24 protein-coding genes are annotated in these 20,657 nt (G+C 38.5%); 18 read left to right on the forward strand and 6 right to left on the reverse strand.

Features of this window, described 5'->3' with window-relative positions; all coding sequences use genetic code 11:
• The first annotated feature begins 43 nt into the window (after positions 1-43).
• Positions 44-1,108: a ribosome small subunit-dependent GTPase A gene (gene rsgA, locus JYB62_RS06910; RefSeq protein WP_205644677.1), complete on the forward strand. Its 1,065-nt coding sequence runs from the start codon at positions 44-46 to the stop codon at positions 1,106-1,108.
• Between the two features lie 94 nt (positions 1,109-1,202).
• Here the strand turns inward: rsgA and JYB62_RS06915 are convergent, their stop codons facing one another.
• Together JYB62_RS06915 and JYB62_RS06920 are read right to left on the reverse strand one after the other, a co-directional pair.
• Positions 1,203-1,598, reverse strand: coding sequence for a DUF1573 domain-containing protein (locus JYB62_RS06915; protein WP_205644678.1), 396 nt, complete (start codon positions 1,596-1,598; stop codon positions 1,203-1,205).
• Positions 1,599-1,720: 122 nt separating this feature from the next.
• The gene (locus tag JYB62_RS06920; protein WP_205644679.1) at positions 1,721-3,166 is read right to left on the reverse strand and encodes an ATP-dependent DNA helicase; all 1,446 of its coding nucleotides are present in this window, start codon (positions 3,164-3,166) and stop codon (positions 1,721-1,723) included.
• Between the two features lie 14 nt (positions 3,167-3,180).
• Here JYB62_RS06920 and JYB62_RS06925 point away from each other — a divergent pair, with 14 nt between their 5' ends.
• From JYB62_RS06925 to coaD, 4 genes are read left to right on the forward strand one after another with little or no spacing between them, the layout of a single operon-like run.
• A complete protein-coding gene (locus JYB62_RS06925) occupies positions 3,181-3,690 on the forward strand; it encodes an NUDIX domain-containing protein (protein ID WP_205644680.1) in 510 nt (169 codons plus the stop codon).
• Between the two features lie 48 nt (positions 3,691-3,738).
• The gene (locus JYB62_RS06930; RefSeq protein WP_205644681.1) at positions 3,739-4,320 is read left to right on the forward strand and encodes a hypothetical protein; all 582 of its coding nucleotides are present in this window, start codon (positions 3,739-3,741) and stop codon (positions 4,318-4,320) included.
• 12 nt (positions 4,321-4,332) lie between these two features.
• Entirely contained in the window at positions 4,333-5,151 is an 819-nt protein-coding gene (locus JYB62_RS06935) for a DUF3822 family protein (protein ID WP_205644682.1), read from the forward strand.
• 3 nt (positions 5,152-5,154) lie between these two features.
• A complete protein-coding gene (coaD, locus tag JYB62_RS06940) occupies positions 5,155-5,610 on the forward strand; it encodes a pantetheine-phosphate adenylyltransferase (protein WP_205644683.1) in 456 nt (151 codons plus the stop codon).
• Here the strand turns inward: coaD and JYB62_RS06945 are convergent.
• The gene (locus JYB62_RS06945) at positions 5,598-6,287 is read right to left on the reverse strand and encodes an NUDIX hydrolase (RefSeq protein ID WP_205644684.1); all 690 of its coding nucleotides are present in this window, start codon (positions 6,285-6,287) and stop codon (positions 5,598-5,600) included. The genes coaD and JYB62_RS06945 overlap by 13 nt on opposite strands.
• Positions 6,288-6,384: 97 nt before the next feature.
• Here JYB62_RS06945 and pyrE point away from each other — a divergent pair, with 97 nt between their 5' ends.
• Positions 6,385-7,029, forward strand: a complete 645-nt coding sequence (gene pyrE, locus JYB62_RS06950; protein ID WP_205644685.1) for an orotate phosphoribosyltransferase — start codon at positions 6,385-6,387, stop codon at positions 7,027-7,029.
• Between the two features lie 113 nt (positions 7,030-7,142).
• Here pyrE and JYB62_RS06955 read toward each other — a convergent pair whose 3' ends face one another.
• Together JYB62_RS06955 and JYB62_RS06960 are read right to left on the reverse strand one after the other, a co-directional pair.
• Positions 7,143-7,655 carry a hypothetical protein gene (locus tag JYB62_RS06955; RefSeq protein ID WP_205644686.1) on the reverse strand — a complete coding sequence of 171 codons (513 nt, stop codon included), beginning with the start codon at positions 7,653-7,655 and terminating at the stop codon, positions 7,143-7,145.
• A 99-nt stretch (positions 7,656-7,754) separates the two neighbouring features.
• Positions 7,755-8,270, reverse strand: coding sequence for a gamma carbonic anhydrase family protein (locus tag JYB62_RS06960; RefSeq protein WP_205645423.1), 516 nt, complete (start codon positions 8,268-8,270; stop codon positions 7,755-7,757).
• 151 nt (positions 8,271-8,421) lie between these two features.
• Between JYB62_RS06960 and JYB62_RS06965 the strand changes: the two genes are divergently transcribed.
• The 9 genes from JYB62_RS06965 to JYB62_RS07005 all read left to right on the forward strand — a co-directional run bounded on the left by JYB62_RS06965 (position 8,422) and on the right by JYB62_RS07005 (position 17,196).
• Positions 8,422-9,147: a YceI family protein gene (locus tag JYB62_RS06965; protein WP_205644687.1), complete on the forward strand. Its 726-nt coding sequence runs from the start codon at positions 8,422-8,424 to the stop codon at positions 9,145-9,147.
• 59 nt (positions 9,148-9,206) lie between these two features.
• The gene (locus JYB62_RS06970) at positions 9,207-10,463 is read left to right on the forward strand and encodes an anthranilate synthase component I family protein (protein ID WP_205644688.1); all 1,257 of its coding nucleotides are present in this window, start codon (positions 9,207-9,209) and stop codon (positions 10,461-10,463) included.
• On the forward strand, positions 10,444-11,553 hold the full coding sequence (dinB, locus tag JYB62_RS06975; RefSeq protein WP_205644689.1) for a DNA polymerase IV: 1,110 nt from the start codon (positions 10,444-10,446) through the stop codon (positions 11,551-11,553). Before JYB62_RS06970 ends, dinB begins: the two co-directional genes overlap by 20 nt.
• A gap of 89 nt (positions 11,554-11,642) precedes the next feature.
• A complete protein-coding gene (miaB, locus tag JYB62_RS06980) occupies positions 11,643-13,121 on the forward strand; it encodes a tRNA (N6-isopentenyl adenosine(37)-C2)-methylthiotransferase MiaB (protein ID WP_205644690.1) in 1,479 nt (492 codons plus the stop codon).
• Positions 13,118-14,407 (forward strand): sigma-54 interaction domain-containing protein, encoded by a 1,290-nt coding sequence (locus JYB62_RS06985; RefSeq protein ID WP_205644691.1) that lies wholly within the window; start codon positions 13,118-13,120, stop codon positions 14,405-14,407. Before miaB ends, JYB62_RS06985 begins: the two co-directional genes overlap by 4 nt.
• The gene (gene lptE, locus JYB62_RS06990; protein WP_205644692.1) at positions 14,391-14,930 is read left to right on the forward strand and encodes an LPS assembly lipoprotein LptE; all 540 of its coding nucleotides are present in this window, start codon (positions 14,391-14,393) and stop codon (positions 14,928-14,930) included. Before JYB62_RS06985 ends, lptE begins: the two co-directional genes overlap by 17 nt.
• A gap of 31 nt (positions 14,931-14,961) precedes the next feature.
• On the forward strand, positions 14,962-15,720 hold the full coding sequence (locus tag JYB62_RS06995) for a hypothetical protein (RefSeq protein ID WP_205644693.1): 759 nt from the start codon (positions 14,962-14,964) through the stop codon (positions 15,718-15,720).
• A 10-nt stretch (positions 15,721-15,730) separates the two neighbouring features.
• Positions 15,731-16,093, forward strand: coding sequence for a preprotein translocase subunit SecG (gene secG, locus JYB62_RS07000; RefSeq protein WP_205644694.1), 363 nt, complete (start codon positions 15,731-15,733; stop codon positions 16,091-16,093).
• A gap of 164 nt (positions 16,094-16,257) precedes the next feature.
• Positions 16,258-17,196 carry a sterol desaturase family protein gene (locus JYB62_RS07005; protein WP_205644695.1) on the forward strand — a complete coding sequence of 313 codons (939 nt, stop codon included), beginning with the start codon at positions 16,258-16,260 and terminating at the stop codon, positions 17,194-17,196.
• A 17-nt stretch (positions 17,197-17,213) separates the two neighbouring features.
• On the opposite strand, the gene JYB62_RS07010 is transcribed toward JYB62_RS07005, so the two are convergent.
• Positions 17,214-17,924, reverse strand: a complete 711-nt coding sequence (locus tag JYB62_RS07010; protein ID WP_205644696.1) for a hypothetical protein — start codon at positions 17,922-17,924, stop codon at positions 17,214-17,216.
• 215 nt (positions 17,925-18,139) lie between these two features.
• Here JYB62_RS07010 and JYB62_RS07015 point away from each other — a divergent pair, with 215 nt between their 5' ends.
• The 3 genes from JYB62_RS07015 (at position 18,140) to JYB62_RS07025 (ending at position 20,651) form a co-directional block, all read left to right on the forward strand.
• A complete protein-coding gene (locus tag JYB62_RS07015) occupies positions 18,140-18,418 on the forward strand; it encodes a co-chaperone GroES (protein ID WP_074223565.1) in 279 nt (92 codons plus the stop codon).
• 37 nt (positions 18,419-18,455) lie between these two features.
• Positions 18,456-20,087, forward strand: a complete 1,632-nt coding sequence (groL, locus tag JYB62_RS07020; protein ID WP_205644697.1) for a chaperonin GroEL — start codon at positions 18,456-18,458, stop codon at positions 20,085-20,087.
• 168 nt (positions 20,088-20,255) lie between these two features.
• Positions 20,256-20,651 carry a response regulator gene (locus tag JYB62_RS07025; RefSeq protein WP_205644698.1) on the forward strand — a complete coding sequence of 132 codons (396 nt, stop codon included), beginning with the start codon at positions 20,256-20,258 and terminating at the stop codon, positions 20,649-20,651.
• Positions 20,652-20,657 lie beyond the last annotated feature (6 nt).

The following is a 20,657-nucleotide window of genomic DNA, read 5'->3' on the forward strand; positions in this document are numbered from 1 at the left end:
TGTTGAATTTTTATACTCCCGTTTGACTACGTTAAAAACTGAAATGACTCTGGAAGAATTAGGATTTACCGAATCGCTGGCTACTTATCAAAAAGAGCAACATCTTGATTCTTTTTTAGTAGGAAGAGTAATATCCGAACACAAGGAACGATACCTAGTAAGAACGGCTGACTCGGAATACGACAGTGAAATTATCGGCAATTTAAGATTCACTGCCAATAGCCGGGCTAATTTCCCTGCTGTTGGGGACTGGGTGGCCATTTCTCCTTTTAATGAAAAGGATGCATTGATACACGCTGTATTTCCCAGAAAAACAATCATAGAACGAAAGGCAGTTGGAAAACACGGAGAAAAGCAAATCATTGCCACCAATATTGATTATGCCTTTATTGTTCAAGCTGTGGATCGGGATTTCAACATCAATCGCATCGAACGATACCTTAGCATTTGCTATGCTTCCAAGGTAATCCCCATGATCATTCTTAATAAAATAGATTTAATTGAGGATTCAGACCTACAATCCTTAGTAGCAAAAGTACGGAATAGAATCCCGGATGTTCAATTATTCACTATAAGCAATGAAAGCCTTCATGGTATTGAGATGATTAAAAAGGTCATACAAAAAGGCAAAACTTATTGCTTACTAGGATCCTCTGGTGTTGGCAAATCCAGTTTATCCAATATTCTTTCAGGTAAACAATCCATGAAAACGGATGCCATCAGTACCAGTACAAACCGAGGAAAACATGTGACCAGTCATCGGGAACTATTGATTTTAGAAAATGGAGGAATCCTGATTGATAATCCTGGAATGAGGGAAGTTGGATTGACAGATACCCGTGAAGGCCTTGACCAAACATTTGAACAGATTATTACCTTGGCTAAGGAGTGTAAATTCAAAGATTGCACCCATACTAGTGAATTGGGGTGTAGAGTCCTTAAAGCTGTGGAAAAAGGAGAGCTTAATCAATCTGCCTACGAAAACTACCTAAAAATGGAACGGGAAAAAGCCCATTTCGAATCAACAGTAGTGGAAAAACGCAAAAGGGACAAGCATTTTGGAAAGATGATGAAGAATTATAAAAAGGATCAAAACAAGTTTAAATAGCCAAAAACGCTCACTCCTAATTTTTATCCTACAAAACAGCCTCCCGGAATTCCGAGAGGCTATGTATTGATTTTAATCACATCAAGCTTTTTGATTACTTGGTCTTAGGTAGCACATTGGAGATCAAAGAAATCTTCTCAATTGGCTCAGATGCGTTGGAATAAATTCTAACTACCGAATTTTGCTTGCCCATTTTTCCTGTAGAGTTAAAGGAAACTTTAATTTCAGCAGATTTACCTGGAGCGATTGGTTCTTTAGGCCAACTAGGAACAGTACATCCACAAGTTGCTGCTACATTGGAAATGATCAATGGAGCTTTTCCAGTGTTGGTTAATTCAAAGGTATGGGACACTTTTTCACCTTGGGTAATATCTCCAAAGTCAATTGACTTTTCCTTAAAGGTAATTGCTGCTCCAGAAGCTTCTTGTGCATTGGCATGGAATACCAAAGCAAATGCAAAAAGGCTAAATAGAATGGCTAATTTTTTCATGGTAAATCTATCTTATAGTTTTCAAATATTTATTTTTTTCGAATAGCATCAAACAACGAAATTGACTTCTATTGGTTTTTTTAATTGAAAATACCTTGCCAAAAATACTTGAATGACTCACTTTAATCTTCGCTTTCCGGTGATTTAACAAAAAATAGTGGATTAAAATTCACCAAATACAGTTCCTCAGTAGCTCTGGTGACAGCTGTATACAACCACCTGGTAAAGTCTTTATCAACCTGGTCTTCTTTCAGATACCCTTGATCCACAAAAACCGCCTTCCACTGCCCTCCTTGGGCCTTATGGCATGTTAAGGCATAGGCAAACTTTATCTGCAAGGCATTTAAATAAGGATCCTTTCGAATGAGTTCCTGTCGCTCTACTTTGCTGGCTACATCTGCATAATCCTCTGAAACCTGTTGGTAAAGACTTCTATATTGATCTCTGGTCAAAGATGGGCTCGGTGAATACAGGGTGTCCAAGAGTACTTTTGCCTCAAAGTGAGGTTCATCTGGATAATCCAGCAGCCGAAGTTCTAAGGTTGCAAACCTGAATCCATATAATTCTTCAAAGGATTTGATTTTCATCACTTCTGCCATATCACCATTGGCCAGGAAATTCACCCGATCCGAATCAGCCATGTAGGTGTAGTTATTTTTCACGATCATCAACAAATCACCGGTACTGATCTCATCCTCAAAAAAATGAATCACTTTTCGGATGTACAGATTATACTGAACAGCTGCTTTATTAGATCTAGTGACTATGGTGGTGTTTTCCGTACCATATTTATCATAGGCATATCTTAATCCATCTTCCAGCCTTTCTCCGGTCATCTTGAAGGTATCCCTGAAGCGATTAGTCGTAATCTGTATTTCCTGTTGCTCCTTTCTTAATTGATCCCTCAAGTTGGTCGCATTGTACAGAATACCCGATTCCAATTTTTGACGCATTACCTCTGTCAATTCAATTTGGTCTGTATCTAGACGAAAATGCCTAAGCAAATACCCGGACTCTAAGGCAGGGCTATAATCACTTCCAACCGGTGGCAATTGCGCGGTATCCCCAACCAAGATCAATCGATTCCCGGTTCCTTGAAACGTAAATCGGATCAGATCCCCCAATAAGGTCCCGGACATCCCTCCATCATCAGCAAGCATGGAGGATTCGTCAATGATGAAAACGGTATCTTTATAGTAGTTTTTCTGAAGAATAAAGCCCATTCCCAGATTCCCATCTTCTCCTTTAGGCTTATAGATGATTTTGTGAATGGTATAAGCAGCTCTATTACTATAATTCCCCATGACTTTGGCAGCTCTTCCTGTAGGAGCAAGCAACAGAGCCCTCATGTTCAGTCGTGGCAAACTTTTTACCAGGGCTGAAATCACAGATGTCTTCCCCGTTCCCGCATATCCCCGGAGTACAAATGTGGGTTTGGATTCAGGCTCCATCAACAGAAACTGATCCATTTTCTTAAAAAAGCTGGATTGTCCTGATGTGGGAGGAAAAGGAAAATTTTTGATCAATAAATCCGAAGGCTTCGGCAAGTGCTGATTATCTTTAGCCATAGAAACGAATGTAAATGTCAAAAGACGAAATCAGCAAAGAAATCGAATCAAAATTTGGAAATCATTTACGAGTACGGGTAAATGGAATCCTTATCGAGGACAATAAATTGTTAATGGTTAAACATTTGATGGGAAATGGAAAGATTTTGTGGTCCGTCCCAGGAGGTGGGATGCATTATGGAGAAAATGCAGCACAAAATCTCATTCGTGAATTCGAAGAAGAGACTGGCCTAAATGTTAAAATTGCTAAATATTTGTTCGTTCATGAGTATTTAGACCCTCCTTTACATGCCATGGAGCATTTTTTTAGCGTAAAATCCACAGGAGGTTCTTTGAAACTCGGAGAAGATCCCGAACTTAGTAAGGAATTCCAGATTCTAAATGAATTGTCATGGATGAGCCTGGAAGATATCCGTTCACTGCCTCAGGACTCCCTTCATCAAATCTTTTGGCGAATAAATTCACTTGAAGACCTAGGTTTGTGGAAAGGATATTTTAATTTTGGAAATATTTCCATAAAATAGCACGTTTTAAAAACCTTCAACCTTACCTTGATTTAAAATTTAATCAAAATGAATCTAACGAAAGTATTATCCTTTGTCTTCCTTTTAGCTGCTCTAGGTCTTGGTTACCTTCTTTGGAAAGGCGTAGATGATGTAGTGGAAACTGAAAAGAGAATTGCAGCGACAGAAGCTGCCATTATCGGAAAGCTCCAAATGCTACGTGATGCTGAATTAGCATACCAGGCAGCCAATGGGAAATATGCAGACAACTGGGACTCCTTGAAGCAATTTATCAAGGAAGGTAAAATCTGGTTAGTACAAAGAACAGAAACTACTAAATTGTTAGAATACGGTAAAGAAGAAACCACCGTTACTTTTGACACGTTGGGTTCTGTCAATGTACTTGACTCTTTGTTTAATGATAGAAAATATCCAGACTTCAACTTAGAAGCGCTTGCAGTGGTTCCAGGTTCAGGAGGAAAGCAATTTGAATTCTTTGCTGACAAAATCGAAAGAAATAATTACGAGGTTGCTGTATTCGAGATCAGAGACCCTGCTCCTATCAATCCTGAAAGAAGATTAAACAATAACGAAAAAGCCCTTAAAGTGGGTTCCAGAACTGATGCTTCAACTGAAGGTAACTGGAAATAATCCCTACGGATTTTGGAAAACATTCTAAAAGTATATAAAAGTGATAAGTTTGATGTGGAAGACACAACGAGCTTATCACTTTTTTTATATCCCAATTCTCTCGCTGTTTTTGCCAAGGACAACAACCAAGCAAACATTGGTATACACTTTTATACCACATTTAGTTGGGATAAATTAGACGGACTTCTAGTCAATGACCCATTATTGAAGTTAGACCTCCCGACCAAAGTCTACCTTCATCAACCCGACTTTTGCCTGGTTCCGGGAGTGTTATTTCAACCAGGAAAAGAAGAAACTTACTTATCTTTTATTGGAGATTTAAAAAAGGATAATTTTTACTTTTCATCACCTCTGGATAGCAATAACATCCAGTTGGTTTCTTATTTGAATAAGAAAGCGAAGAAATCTTTAGAAGCCAGATTTTCTGATTTAAGTTTTTATCACGGAGGCACCTCCTTTCTCTCCTATCTTTTCAAGGAGCGGTTCAATTTAATAGGACAGGAGATCTTGGTATGTGTTTTTGATCAGTACATCTACTTGGCTGCATTTACTGATCAAGAACTAAGTGTGTTCAATATTTTTGAAGTTCAAGATAAAGCAGACATCCTCAAATATGTGAGCATCCTTATCGCCCAGCTTAATTTTGATAAGAATTATGTTCGCATCAGTTTATTTGGAGCAACAGAGCAGAATGGAATCACAGAAGATTGGGGAAAAAGTTATTTCCACCATTTCCGGATACTGACTCCTCATTCCAATCAAAATTATCCCCATGGATTTAAACATTTGAAATCCAGAGGATTATTTGAAACTTACTGGCAATTCGATTAACCAATGAAAAAAGTAGCCATATTTCCAGGTTCATTTGACCCATTTACCATGGGACATCATGACATAGTAATCCGAAGTTTGAAACTATTTGATGAATTAATCATTGGAATCGGCTACAACTCTACCAAACAAAATCGATATTTCGACATCGATATGATGGTCAGCAAGATCGAGGATGTTTACAAAGGAATAGACTCGGTGAAAGTAATCGTATACAATGAATTGACTTCTACCCTTGCTAAAAAACATAATGCATCCTATTTGGTCAGAGGGCTTAGGAATACCACCGATTTTGAATATGAAAACACGATCAGTCAGATGAACCGGTATTTAAACGAAGATCTTGAAACCGTATTTTTGATTACCTCTCCGAACTACGCGGCAATCAGTTCTACGGTAATCAGAGAAGTACATCGTTATGGGGGGGATATTTCTAAGTTCGTCCCCTATAAAATCTGAACCTTTGGACGGTTTTTTATGAACTGCTTAAACAGGTAGCGCATGGAAGGGTAAGAATTGACTAATGCAATCTTGGCATCTGTTTCATAAAACCAACGAATATCATCGATGCCTTCTTCTTTTTGAGGCGTCATTTCTTTATCATCTAAGCATTCCATTTCATACCAAAAAGTCTTCTTTAGAATACTCTTTCTGTTCTGGGTATAGGTATGCCATGTATTGTATAAGTGCTTTTTTGATTTCACTTTGATGGCACATTCCTCTTCTACTTCGCGCACAGCACATTGTTCGGGAGTCTCACCTTTCTCAAATTTTCCTTTAGGGAAGTCCCATTTTCCCAACCTGTAAATCAATAGTACTTTTTTCTTCTTATTGGTCACCACCCCTCCAGCAGCTTTAATAATCATAAACCTACTTTTCACAAACTTCTTAAGGGCAGCTTTATCATTTGTCACCAAGGTAATGGAATCCAGATTTTTAAGTTTTCGAGTTCTCAATACATATAACAGTTTGATTACCAGGTCATGGGAAGGCTCATGAAACAATATATCATCATTCCAAGAAACTTGGTTCAGCAATTCATCTGGTTGGCGGTAAATCGACTCATAAGACTTCTTTGCATCTAACTCTTCGTATGAAAGGAGTTCCAAAGGCTTGTCGTTCACAAAAATTCTCATAAAAATACTGAGTCTTTAATTTACTGAATGAGCCAAAAATGCATAAAAAAATCAGCAGCAACAACCTTCAGCAAAGTTTATCACTTATTTTTGGGGTATGGAAATCTTAGACCCGAGTGTAGCTGCAGAAGTAGCTGATAAATTACTGGAAATACAAGCCATTCGTCTCCAGCCAGAAAACCCATTTACTTGGGCTTCCGGATGGAAATCCCCTATCTATTGCGATAACCGACTGTCTTTATCTTTTCCAAAAGTCCGTAATCTTATCAAAGAACAATTGATAAGAAGTGTAATGCATTATTTTCCAGAAGCAGAAGCCATTGCCGGCGTTGCCACTGCAGGTATTCCTCAGGGTGCTTTAATTGCCAATGATCTGGAGCTTCCTTTTATTTATGTTCGCTCTAAGGCCAAAGGCCATGGAATGGAAAATATGATTGAAGGAAAAGTTACTCCTGGCCAAAAAGTAGTGGTAGTAGAAGATCTGGTTTCTACCGGTGGCAGTTCATTGAAAGCAGTAGATGACTTAAGAAAAGCTGGATTCGAAGTTCTTGGAATGGTAGCCATTTTTACCTATGGTTTTGATGTTGCAGATCAGAATTTTAAAAACTCAAACACCAAATTGATCTGCTTAAGTCATTACGAAGCCTTACTTCCTAGGGCGATCCTAAAAAAATATATCACAGATGAAACCTTAAAGTCCCTATCCGCCTGGAGAAAAGACCCTGGCAGTTGGACTCCTTAAATCATAAACATCAATCCCTCATTAATAGCAATTTATTAGTGAGGGATTTTTTTAATGGTGGAAAAAATCTATTAGGGCTTCATTCTAAATTAGATTTCTTTCACCTCAGAATTTTAGTGTTGTAGAGCGGAAAAGTTTTTGGATAAATACAACTTAACAATTCCTGCAAGTAGGAATAATGCTAATAACCCTACCAACAACCATTTACATGTAGTGATAATAGAGGCCCAAGTCACCATAATGGGCTTTTCTACTGGATAGGAATTTAAAATTTGGATAATCAGGATATTTTCAATCAAGTCAAAAAGAACTATTCCTAAAGGAATAAGCAGAACAGTAGGCTTTTTCCAAACTAAAAATAGTAAGCCGCTTGCAAGCATACCATAAACAAACATATATGGGAAGTCCAATGCTAAAATTCCTACTCGGTATAAGTCTCGGTCAGGTTTAGATAGATTTCCAATAGCATTATATGCTTGTTCTACTGTGTAAGCAAATTTGAGATCCAAGGCATACTCAGAGGGGAGAAAATAATTCAATAGAAAATTGAATACTAAAAATAGGAGCGTTAAACATATTAAAACTGCCCTCCTACTAAGCGATAAAAAAATTGCTTTAGGAATCATAAAAAATGGATTTGATAATAGAAATTTACAAAAAAATATAATTTAAACCATTAAATGCTTACTGTTTTTTATGGCAATTCATTTAAATTTTAGAAAGTTTTACTCTTTTTCAAACCAAGAGGCATACATCGGATAATTTTTGGCAGTTCTATCTATTACCTCCTGCATAGCTTCCCCTGTATCCTTCACTTTTTTAGCAGGCATACCCGCATAAATCGAATTTGCTTCCACTACAGTGCCAGCCAATACCACTGCTCCGGCAGCGATGACTGCACCGGAATGAACCACAGCACCATCCATTACAATAGCTCCCATTCCAACAAGTACTCGATCATGAATAGTACAACCATGGACGATGGCATTATGGGCGATCGATACTTTATTTCCTATGATTGTAGGAAACTTCTGATAGGTACAGTGGATCACCGCCCCATCTTGTATGTTGGTATCATCCCCAATTTGAATTTTATGGACATCTCCCCTGATAACTGCGTTATACCAAACCGTACAGTTTTTACCCATCCTAACCTCACCTACCACTGTTGCATTAGGTGCTAGCCAACAATTTTCACCAAAGGACGGCTCTTTTGAATTCACTGGAATAATTAATGCCATAACGTATTTACAATTAGATTTCATTCAAATCTAATTAGATAAATTTCTCAACATAAAATTATTTAAATGAAACTTTTCTAGAAATTTTGAGTTTACATGTATATACACATAAATTTGCAACGTATTCAACCCTTATCAAATAATACAACCAATGAAAACTATTAAACTATCAGGATTATTTATTGCTGCTGCATTGATCGCTTTCTCATGTAGCAAACCTACAGACACTGTAGAAACTTCAGAAGCTCAGGAAGTTGCTGCGGCAGAAGGTAAAACATTAGAGATTATTCCAGATGCTACTACTATTGCTTGGAGAGGTTACAAACCAGCTGGACAGCATTTCGGCAAAATCCCTGCAGTAGAAGGAACTTTAGCTGTACAGGGAGAAGAAATCACTGGAGGTAAATTTACCTTTGACATTACCGGCCTTAAGATTGAGGATATGGAAGAGACTGACGAGAGCTATGGTAAGCTTTATGGTCACTTGCAATCTGCTGATTTCTTTGATGCCGAAAATCATCCTAAAGCTACTTTTGAAATCACTGCAGTAGAGCCATTCAACAGTGATGATGTAATTGCAGATGTTGAACAGTTTGAAACCGACAACACTCCGCTTTCTTCTTCAGAACTTTCTCCTGAAAATCCTACTCACTGGATCAGCGGAAACCTGACTATGAGAGGAACTACCAAAAACATTAAATTTCCTGCAGCAGTAAGCTTAGAAAATGGTGCTGTTGTAGCTAAAGCTGGTTTTAATATCGATAGAACTGCTTGGGGACTTGCTTATGGAGATGAAGCTTCAGCTGTAGACAAAGCAAAAGACAAGTTTATCTACAATACTGTTTCTCTTTCCTTAGATGTGAAAGCTTCAGAATAATCAGTATAATTTATTTCAAAAGAGGAATTCATAAGAATTCCTCTTTTTTTTGTCCTTCCATGAATGAATATCCTTTTTCATACCGTCTAGATTTTCCTAATTGGAAACAAAAATTAATTTGTTGGGTAAATAAGAACTATGATTACCTAGCGCTTTTTCAAGGAAATGGCTACGAATACCCAGAAGGGCCTTTCCAAGATTTTTTGTTTGTAGCCAATACCCAATTGACAGAAGAGGAGCTTTGGGATGATCAAAGGAATGTAGCCAAAGTTGGAATCTTCGGGTATGATCTAAAAAATCAAATAGAAAAGCTGGAAAGTAATAACCGGGCTACTTTTAAGTTACCTGACCTGTGTTTTTTTACCCCAGAACTCAGTTTTTCATTTCAAGACAATCTGGTAAAAAGTAAAACAGCAATACCTAACACCTTTTGGACACACATTGAAAACACTGTTATAGAAGAAGGGAATACCTCTTGTTCATTCTATGGGCTAACTTCAAAAGAGGAGTACATTGCTACTGTAAAAAAAATTCAAGACTATATCATCGAAGGAGAAACTTATGAAATGAATTTTTGTCAATCCTTTGAAGGATCCTTTGAACATTGGGATCCCGTGACTGCATTTTTTAGATTACAAGGCACCTCCCCCATGCCTTTTTCTTCCTTATTTAAAGCAAAACACCAATGGCTTGTTTCAGCCTCTCCTGAGAGGTTTATCAAAAGAAATCATGTTCGATTGATCGGACAACCAATAAAGGGAACTATTCGAAGGGGAAGCACTGTAGAGGAAGATCGACTAAATAAGGAAAGGTTACTTGCCAGTGAAAAAGAAAGAGCTGAAAATCTAATGATAACAGATTTGACCAGAAATGACCTATCTAAGGTTTCAGAAATAGGTTCTGTCAAAGTAGATGAATTATTTGGAGTCTATGCCCTTCCTAGAGTCTTCCAGATGATCACTACTGTAAGTGCCGAATTAAAAGAAAATTCTTCTTTGAAAGAGATCATTCATGCCACCTTTCCCATGGGGTCGATGACTGGAGCTCCGAAAATCAGAACAAAGAAACTGATTGAACAATTGGAATCTTTCAAAAGAGGCTGGTTTTCAGGAGCTATTGGTTGGGTCAATGAAGCCGGAGATTTTGATTTTTCGGTGGTGATTCGAAGTATCATTGCAGACTTAGAGTTCAAAAAACTCTATTTTGGAGTAGGAAGTGCCATCACCATCGACTCTGACCCCATTCAAGAGTACGAGGAATGCGAACTTAAGTCACAAGCCATTCGAGAGGTATTAAATGGAAGAAGTAAGTCCTAATGTGCTCAGAAAAATCATTCATGTGGACATGGATGCATTCTATGCTTCGGTAGAGCAAATGGATCATCCTGAATGGAGAGGAAAACCTTTGGTAGTAGGTGGGAACGAATCTCGGGGAGTGGTAGCAGCGGCAAGTTATGAAGCCAGAAAATTCGGTATTTATTCTGCCATGGCATCCAGTTTAGCAGCTAGAAAATGTCCCCATCTGATTTTTGCCAAACCTCGATTTGATCGATACAAAGAGCTCTCTTTGCAAATTAGAGAAGTATTTTACGAATACACTGATTTAGTAGAACCCCTATCTTTAGATGAAGCATTTTTGGATGTCACAGAGAATAAAAAAGGCTTGACTTCCGCCATATTAATTGCCAAACAAATCCGGGCCAAAATCAAAGAAAAAACAGGACTCAATGCTTCTGCAGGTGTTTCTTACAATAAATTCCTGGCTAAGATCGCTTCCGACCTAAACAAACCCAATGGCCAAGCGTATATCCTTCCCGAGGAAGCAGAGGAGTTTCTAGAGAAACTTCCAATTGGAAAGTTTTTTGGTATAGGAAAAGTAACCGCTGAAAAAATGCGAAAAATTGGCATTCACAACGGTGCTGACCTAAAGCAGTTTTCATTACAATTCCTCTCTAAAAAATTCGGAAAGTCCGGGCTTCACTATTTCAATATTGTCAGAGGAATTCATCTTTCGGAGGTTCAACCTCATCGGGTTAGAAAATCTTTAAGTGCTGAAAACACCTTCGAAAAAGACTTAATTTCCGATTTAGAATTGATGGAGGCTTTACATGCAATCTATTTGGAACTAGCCAAAAGAATAGAAAGAAGTGGAGTCAAAGGTAGAACCGTCACCTTAAAAATTAAATACGCAGACTTCACCCAACAGACCAGAAGCAAGACATTAGACCAATACCCGGAAAATGACAATATTTGGGAAATCGCCCAAGAGCTCCTTTTTCAAGAAAGTCTTCCTAAGGCCATTAGATTACTTGGGCTAGGTATTTCTAACCTGAATATCACAGAAGAGCATCAACATTTTGGGGAACAACTGAAAATACCTTTTTCCAAAATGAGCTCCTCTAGATAAGCTTTGGTATTTCCCAAAGAAAAAGAGTAAGATAATCTGCCATTTTGTCTGCATTTTATTAATTTCGCATCCCGAAAGTATTTCTATACATGGAAAATCTAATTAAAGACATTGACATCATCTCTGGCGAGGAAGCACAAGCATGCGACTTTAAAACCACTGTAGATGAGAATACTGGAAAATCCAGAAAACTATATATCGAGAGTTATGGTTGCCAAATGAATTTCTCTGATTCAGAGATAGTGGCTTCCATTATGAAGGAAAATGGGTTTGATACCACTTCTGACTTCAACCAAGCAGACGTTATCTTTCTAAATACTTGCTCGATTCGCGAAAAAGCCGAACAAACAGTCAGAAAGAGGTTAACAGATTTCAATAAAGCTAAAAGAAGCAAGCCAGAAATGACCATTGGTGTCTTGGGTTGTATGGCGGAGCGTCTTAAAGAAAAACTTCTGGAAGAAGAGAAAATTGTAGACGTAGTGGTGGGGCCGGATGCCTACCGTGACCTTCCTAATCTCATTGCTTCTGCGGAAGAGGGTAATAAAGGAGTCAATACATTCCTATCTCGAGAAGAAACTTATGCGGATATCGCTCCCGTCCGGCTAAACTCAAATGGAATTACAGCATTTATCTCCATTATGAGAGGTTGTGACAACATGTGTTCTTTTTGTGTAGTACCATTTACGAGAGGAAGAGAGCGAAGCAGGGATCCCCATTCCATTGTAGCGGAAGCCCAGGATTTATTTGCAAAAGGATACAAGGAGGTAACCCTCCTAGGCCAAAATGTAGATAGCTACAAATGGTCTCCAGAGGAAAATAATAAAGCCCGATTAAGCAAAAAAGAAGGAAAAGTAAGTACGGTCGTTAATTTCGCCAATTTATTGGAAATGGTGGCACAGGTATCTCCTTACTTGCGAGTTAGATTTTCCACTTCACACCCCAAAGACATTACAGATGAAGTGCTTTATACCATGAAGAAGTACGATAATATTTGTAAATACATTCACCTTCCTGTACAGAGTGGCAATAGCCGAGTACTTGAACTTATGAATAGAACCTATGATCGGGAATGGTACTTAAACCGAGTGCAAGCCATCCGGGATATCCTGGGTGAAGAATGTGGTATTTCTTCTGATATGATCGCTGGTTTTTGTACAGAAACGGAGGAAGAACATCAGGACACTTTGACTTTGATGGACTTGGTGAAGTACGACTTCAGTTATATGTTCTTCTATTCAGAAAGACCGGGCACTTTGGCTGCAAAGAAATATGAAGATGATATCCCCTTGGAAGTCAAAAAGAGAAGACTTTCTGAAATCATTGCAAAGCAGAGCCAACTTTCCTTGGAGAGAAACAAATTGGATATTGGAAAAGAACAATTGATTTTGGTTGAAGGAACATCCAAAAAATCAGATCAGGAATATCGTGGAAGAAATTCAGCCAATAAAGTTGTTATCATTCCAGCGGGAGACTACCAGCCAGGCGATTACGTTTTAGTTAAAGTGACTGATTGCACCACTGCAACTCTATTTGGAGAAATTATTACAGTGAACCCCACGCTTCAATGATTACAGATTCCGAAATACAAAGTGTCAAGCAGCGGTTTGGAATAATAGGCAATAGCCCTTTGCTGAATCATGCCATTCAAGTGGCGATGCAAGCTGCTCCTACGGATATGACTGTCTTGATTACGGGAGAAAGTGGAAGCGGGAAAGAAAGCTTTTCAAAGATTATCCATTCCTTAAGCCTAAGGAAACATGGAAAATTTATTGCAATCAACTGCGGAGCCATTCCAGAAGGCACCATTGATTCTGAATTGTTCGGACATGAAAAGGGCTCTTTTACGGGTGCTCATGAAGCTAGAAAAGGATATTTTGAAGTAACAGATGGCGGATCCATTTTCTTGGATGAAATAGGTGAAATGCCTCTTGGAACCCAAGCCCGGTTATTGAGAGTCCTTGAAAATGGAGAATTCATTAAAGTGGGTTCTTCTAAAGTTCAAAAAACCAATGTGCGGGTGATTACTGCGACCAACGTCAAATTGCTCAATGCAGTGGAAAAAGGGAAATTTAGAGAGGATTTGTATTACCGATTAAACACCGTTCCAATTTATGTTCCACCGCTTCGCGAGCGTGGAGATGACATGGTGTTATTATTTAGGAAATTCACCTCAGACTTTTCTGAAAAATACCATGTAAAACCTATTTCCCTAGATTTGGATGCACAAGCATTATTGAAAAGGTATCCTTTTCCTGGCAACATCCGACAGTTAAAAAACTTAGCTGAGCAAATTTCCTTGTTGGAAGACTCCCGTGAGGTAGATGCAGAAACTTTGTCAAAGTATTTACCTACAGATAATTCTAGATTACCGATGGCATTGAGTAATCAAAACACAAAGTCTGAAACCACTGATTTCTCAGAAAGGGATTTACTGTACAAGGTTCTTTTTGATATGAAAAAAGACATGAACGATCTAAAAAAGCTTGTTCTGGAATCCTATCAAAACGGCGGGTTGAGTCAAAGTATCATTCAAAAACATCAAGGTTTGTTTGAGGACATGGACAGTTCAGCGCCTAAAAATGAACCAAGCGAAGGCAATCCAAATTATTCTGTTCCCTTGGTTATTGCACCTCAAAAAAACCAGAATGAACCAGACACTTACGAAGATGATGTAATTGAGGATATTTACCATGAGGAAGATGATAATTCACTTTCTTTGGAAAGAAAAGAAAAAGAGATGATCCTAAAAGCCTTGCGAAAGCATAATAACAAAAGAAAATATGCTGCAAGCGACTTAGGAATTTCAGAACGAACCTTGTATAGGAAGATCAAGCAATATGAAATTGACCAGTAAATCACCAATTCTTCTCATTTGCTGTTTATGCATCGGATTACAGGCTTGTTCGGTAAAATACAGCTTCACCGGAACAAACATTAATTACGAGTTGGTGAAAACATTCACTGTGGAAAATTTCTTTAACGATTCCGGAGGTGGCCCAGCCAATATGGAGCAGCTTTTTACCGAATCATTAAAAGAGTATTATCAGCGAAACACCCAGCTAGAACTAGTGAGAAGTAATGGCGATTTACAATTTGCTGGAGCTATTAATCGTTATTCACTTACTCCTCAGTCGGCAGTATCCAGTAATGATCCAAATCTTCCAGATAGAGCCGGACAAATGAGACTGACCATCGCAGTGGAAGTGGAGTACATCAACCTGACCAATGAAGAGGAGAACTTGAGAAGAACATTTTCTTTCTTCCAGGACTATGATCCCAGGACGACCACTTTACTAGATGTTGAAAGCCAATTAGTTGAAGAAATATTTGAAAATATTATTCAGGATATCTTTACGGCGACGGTAGCTAACTGGTAAATTCCCTATATTAAACCCAAAATTAGGTAGATTGAACGCGGCACAGTTTATAGAGTTAATTAATAAATCAGAAACTCCGAGTAGGAGTGACTTATTGTCTCTGAAAAAAATTCAGGAGAATTTCCCGTATTTTCAGATTCCTCATGTGCTAGCTGCCCGCTATGAATACAGCAAAGACCCAAAAGCTCCTTCTGAATCCTTGGGATATGCTGCGATTACCAGTCCAAATCGGGTTTGGTTAAAGGAATTGATAGAGCGTGACGCAGATGCTAACCCTAGCTCAGAAAGGACTTCCCCAAAAGAAGAGCTCCTACCAGAGAATGTCAAAACGTCCAAAGACCCGAATCAAAGAACAAAATCCCTTTTACAGTTAGGGGAAAATCTGAAAAGCCAAAAAGAAGAAGCGGAAGCTATTGAAAAGCCTAAAGCGAAATCTGTTCGAAAAAGAAGAAAATCTCCGAATGATGATTTGATCGAGACGATCAAGAAAAAAGAAAAAAAGGAGATTCTAGATTCCAAGAAAAGAGAGCAAATTGATTTGATCAAAGCATTTAGCAAAAAAGAGATCAAACTTGCCACGATTAAAGAGATTGAAGCCAATCAAAATAATGAGAATTTAGCTGCAAGTAGTACAGAAATAAATGACGACTTAATATCTGAATCCTTTGCAAAGCTTTTGGTTAACCAAGGCAAAAAGCCCAAGGCAAAGAAAATTTATGAGAAATTGATGTTGAAATTTCCGGATAAAAGGTCTTACTTTGCGGACTTGATTGAAAAACTGAAAGAATAATCACTACTATATGTTTACTTTATTAATCACCATAATCCTGATTTTGGCAGTGCTTTTAATACTTGTCATCTTAGGTCAAAATTCAAAAGGTGGCGTTGGAGCAGCTTTCGGAGGCAGTGCATCGCAAATCATGGGTGTAACTCGTACCGGAAATGTGTTGGAAAAAGCTACTTGGGTTTTAGCGGTATCCATCTTGGTTTTATCATTGGCATCTTCAGCTTTCTATTCTGGAAGCCAGCCAAATCAATTTTCTTCTCCTAACATCGAAAGTGCCAAGCAACAAGTTGTTGCTCCCGCATTCGGAGAAGATGATAGCTTACTCCCAACTGAGTCTACTCCTGCTACCAGCGAAGACACTACTGGAAATAATTAATATTTCCGTGAACAAATGTTAAGTCTGCCTCAAAAAGGCAGACTTTTTTGTTTTAGGACTATAGAAATCGTAATTTCTAACCTAGTCACCAAATTCTGGTCTTCGTTGATTCGTTTTTGAGCTACCAGAATCATTCAATCACCCTATTCATTTTCGGATTATTTATGAATTCTAAACCGATAAGTCTGGAAGACTTACATCTTGAAAATTGGCCTAACCTAATCCTTTGGGCAGCCCCTATCATGTTCCTACTAGTATTCATCGAGTGGGGTATCAGTGCCTATCAAAAAAAAGATGCGTATAACACCAAAGACTTCTTTGCTGCTTCCACCATTGGGCTGGTCAATGTGGGAATCAGTGCATTGATAAAACTAGCGACCTTTGGATCTGCTTTATTCTTTTATAACATTTCTCCTTTTACCATCCCTTTAACCTGGTGGTCTTTTCCCCTATGTTTTGTAGCCATAGACTTTGCCAGATACTGGGCACACCGAGTAGCTCATGAACAGCGCTTTTGGTGGGCAACTCATATTACCCATCACAACTCGTCCAAATATAATTTATCGGTTTCCTTCAGATTAGGCTGGACTCAACACATCAAAGTGATTTTCTTCTTTCCTGTCATGTTTATGGGATTCAATCCCTTTGTCTTTTTTATCTGTCATCAGATCGCTGTACTTTACCAATTCTGGATACATACAGAGTATATCAAGAAATTACCAAGACCTATAGAGTTTATTTTCACCACTCCTTCCCATCACCGTGTGCATCATGCCAGTGATGCACATTATTTGGACAAGAATTACGGTTCTACATTTATTATTTGGGATAGAATGTTTGGGACTTTTATGCCTGAAGCAGAAAGGCCAACTTATGGAATTACTAAACCAGTAACCTCATACAACCCCATTTACCTGGTCTTTCATGAATGGGTAGACATCTTCAAGGACCTAAAAAAGGCCAACAACTTCAAAGAGGGCTGGAGAATTTTATTCGACAAACCCGGTGCGGAGGTAATTGCTTCCCGTAAAAAAGAAGAAGTTCCTAAGCAAGAAAAAGCAGCTCTTGAAGAAGAAGAAGAAGAAGAAGAAGTTTTAGTATAGTATCCTATGTAGGCTGCTTACTTGGCAACGTGCTGCAAAAGCAATCTTTTGCTGATAGGGATTAAGGTTTCCTCCAATGGAAAATCTTGAGCACTATGAACCCTCCAAGTTGCTGGGTTTGGAAGCTCCTTGACCTCTCGGATCAATTGCAATTTTATTTTCTCCAAAGTGTTGACGATGCTTTTTTGAAACACGCCTACGAGCCACATGGTCACACTTCTAAACTTCTCACCTGCTAGTTGTAGTAAATTGGATTGGTATTGGTAAGCATGAATGTCTGTTCTGTTTTCTTTGGAAACCAGGATAAATCCTTCTTGGGTGTAAATAGGCATAATACCAACCGGTTCAAATTTGACCTGATTTTCCACATGCTGATAAATCTCTTTTCCTTTGTGGATTTGCTGAGAAAATAATGGAAGTGCGTATTCGGTGATATTTGCTATTTCCTGCATCAATTCGCCCTCATTTTCTCGGGGTTGATAATGGATCTTGGCATTTTGGACATCGATTGAAGAAATAGCTTTAGGGAAAAGATTTTTCATCTCTGATTTCCCTTTTTTCAAATCATCCAAAAGCCGATGATGCTCAATCAGCTCCCCTAACACTGGGTAAAGCTTGGCAGCGTCAAATTGTTGATCAGTTTCCTGTAAGTATGCCAGAAGTTGATATTTCTTATACTCAAAATCAATCAATCCTTCGGCAATCCAGTTTTTTGGCAATGTCTTCATAGGATATAGGTTTACCAAAAAATACTAAAATCTGACATAAAAACTGACAGTTTTGGAAAAATTGACAGTTATTTTTTTGAATTCTGTCGCATTGAAGAAGGCAGCCACCTGACATTTACAGCCGATTTGTCAGCCTTTTTTAAATATCTGGTACTGGCACAGGAAGTGCTAATAGCCTTATGCATTTTAATCTAACATTTAAACAAATACATAATATGTCAAACGTGAACATCAAACCTCTTGCAGATCGGGTTTTGGTACAACCAGCTGCAGCCGAAGAGAAAACCGCATCCGGACTTTATATCCCGGATACTGCTAAAGAAAAGCCTCAAAAAGGCACTGTAGTAGCAGTGGGTAATGGTAAAAAAGATGAGCCCTTGACTGTTTCAGTAGGAGATACCGTATTGTACGGAAAATACTCTGGTACTGAACTGAATGTAGATGGCAAAGATTTTCTAATCATGAGAGAATCTGACATTTTCGCTATCCTTTAAGCAATCACCAAAACGTTAACCTAAAAAATCAAAAAATATGTCTAAAGAATTATTTTTCGACACAGATGCTAGAGACCGCCTGAAAAAAGGTGTTGACGCATTAGCTGACGCAGTAAAAACCACATTGGGACCAAAAGGTCGTAATGTAATTCTAGATAAGAAATTCGGTGCCCCAACAATCACTAAAGATGGTGTTTCTGTAGCAAAAGAGATTGAGCTAGCAGAACCAATCGAAAACATGGGTGCTCAATTAGTTAAAGAAGTAGCTTCTAAGACTGCAGACAATGCAGGTGACGGTACTACTACTGCAACTGTACTAGCTCAGTCCATCTTTAACGTAGGTATCAAAAACGTTGCTGCTGGTGCAAACCCAATGGATCTTAAAAGAGGTATTGACAAAGCGGTTACTGCCGTTGTTGCCAAATTGAGAGAGAACTCTAAAGAAATCTCTACCTCTAAAGAAATTGCTCAAGTGGCTACCGTATCTGCTAACAATGACGAGGAAATCGGTAACATGATTTCTGATGCAATGGACAAAGTAGGTAAAGACGGTGTGATCACTGTTGAAGAAGCTAAAGGAACCGAAACTGAAGTTAAAACTGTAGAAGGTATGCAGTTTGACAGAGGTTACCTTTCTCCATACTTTGTGACCAACACAGAGAAAATGGAATCTGAATTGGAGCAACCTTACATCTTGATCTATGACAAGAAAATCTCTTCCATGAAGGAATTGCTTCCAGTTCTTGAGCCAGTTGCTCAGTCTGGTAAGCCTTTGGTGATCATTTCTGAAGATGTGGATGGAGAAGCTTTGGCAACTCTAGTTGTCAACAAAATCAGAGGTGCCTTGAAAGTAGCTGCTGTAAAAGCTCCCGGATTCGGAGACAGAAGAAAAGCAATGCTAGAGGACATCGCCATCCTTACTGGTGGTACTGTAATTTCTGAAGAAAGAGGCTTCAAGCTTGAAAACGCTACTGTTGACATGCTTGGTAGAGCTGAAAAAATTAACATTGACAAAGACAACACTACCATTGTAAACGGTGCTGGCGATGCCAACGCGATCAAGGGACGTGTTTCTGAAATCAAAGCTCAAATCGAGAAAACTACTTCTGATTACGACAGAGAGAAACTTCAAGAAAGATTAGCGAAGCTTTCTGGCGGTGTAGCAATCCTTTACATCGGTGCTGCTACTGAAGTAGAAATGAAAGAAAAGAAAGACCGTGTAGACGATGCATTGCACGCTACTAGAGCAGCCGTTCAAGAAGGTGTTGTTGTAGGTGGTGGAGTTGCTTTGATCAGAGCGAGCGAAGCACTAGCTGATCTTAAAGGTCTAAACGAAGATGAAGACACAGGTATCAACATCATCAGACAAGCAATCGAATCTCCATTGAGAACAATCGTATTGAATGCTGGTGGTGAACCATCTGTAGTAATCAACAAAATCAGAGAAAACTCTGGAAACTTCGGTTACAATGCACGTACTGACAAATATGAAGATCTATTCTCTGTAGGTGTAATTGATCCTACTAAAGTGACTAGATTAGCACTTGAAAATGCAGCTTCTATTGCAGCATTACTTCTTACCACTGAGTGTGTAGTAGCTGATGTGAAAGAAGATGCTCCTGCAATGCCTCCAATGGGTGGCGGAGGAGGAATGGGTGGAATGATGTAATTCCAACCCCTCAAACTAGAAAGGAGACTGGTTCAGTCTCCTTTTTATTTACCTGAATATTAGAGGCTAGTCATATTTAATTATAAAAAAGGGCAAAAATACTTTTTCTAGGATATGGAATAATTGTATTTTGCTGGTCATACCCAACTGACTACTTTATATCGTTCAATGATTCACTTTGACGCCATTTTTCTCGTGGATGATGACCCCATCAATAACCTGATCAATAATAGGTTATTAAGTAAAGTTGAAGTTTCGGAAAATATTGAGGAATTTCTTGAGGGTCAATTTGCTATTGAACGAGTCTCCGAAATCCCTTCTCATAAAAAAATCCTGATTTTTCTGGACATCAATATGCCTGTAATGAATGGCTGGGAGTTTCTAGAAATCTATCAAGAAAAATTCCCTGATAGAAACAACAAAATCATCATCCTATCAAGCTCCATTGATTTTCAAGACCGTCAAAAAGCAGAAGAATATAGTATTGTCTCGGGCTTTTTAGAGAAGCCGCTTACTCTTGACAAAATCAAACTACAACTTACCCATTACGAGGAAGAAGGTTAATTGATT

This window comes from Algoriphagus lutimaris, assembly GCF_017051705.1.
Taxonomy (GTDB): Bacteria; Bacteroidota; Bacteroidia; order Cytophagales; family Cyclobacteriaceae; genus Algoriphagus; species Algoriphagus lutimaris.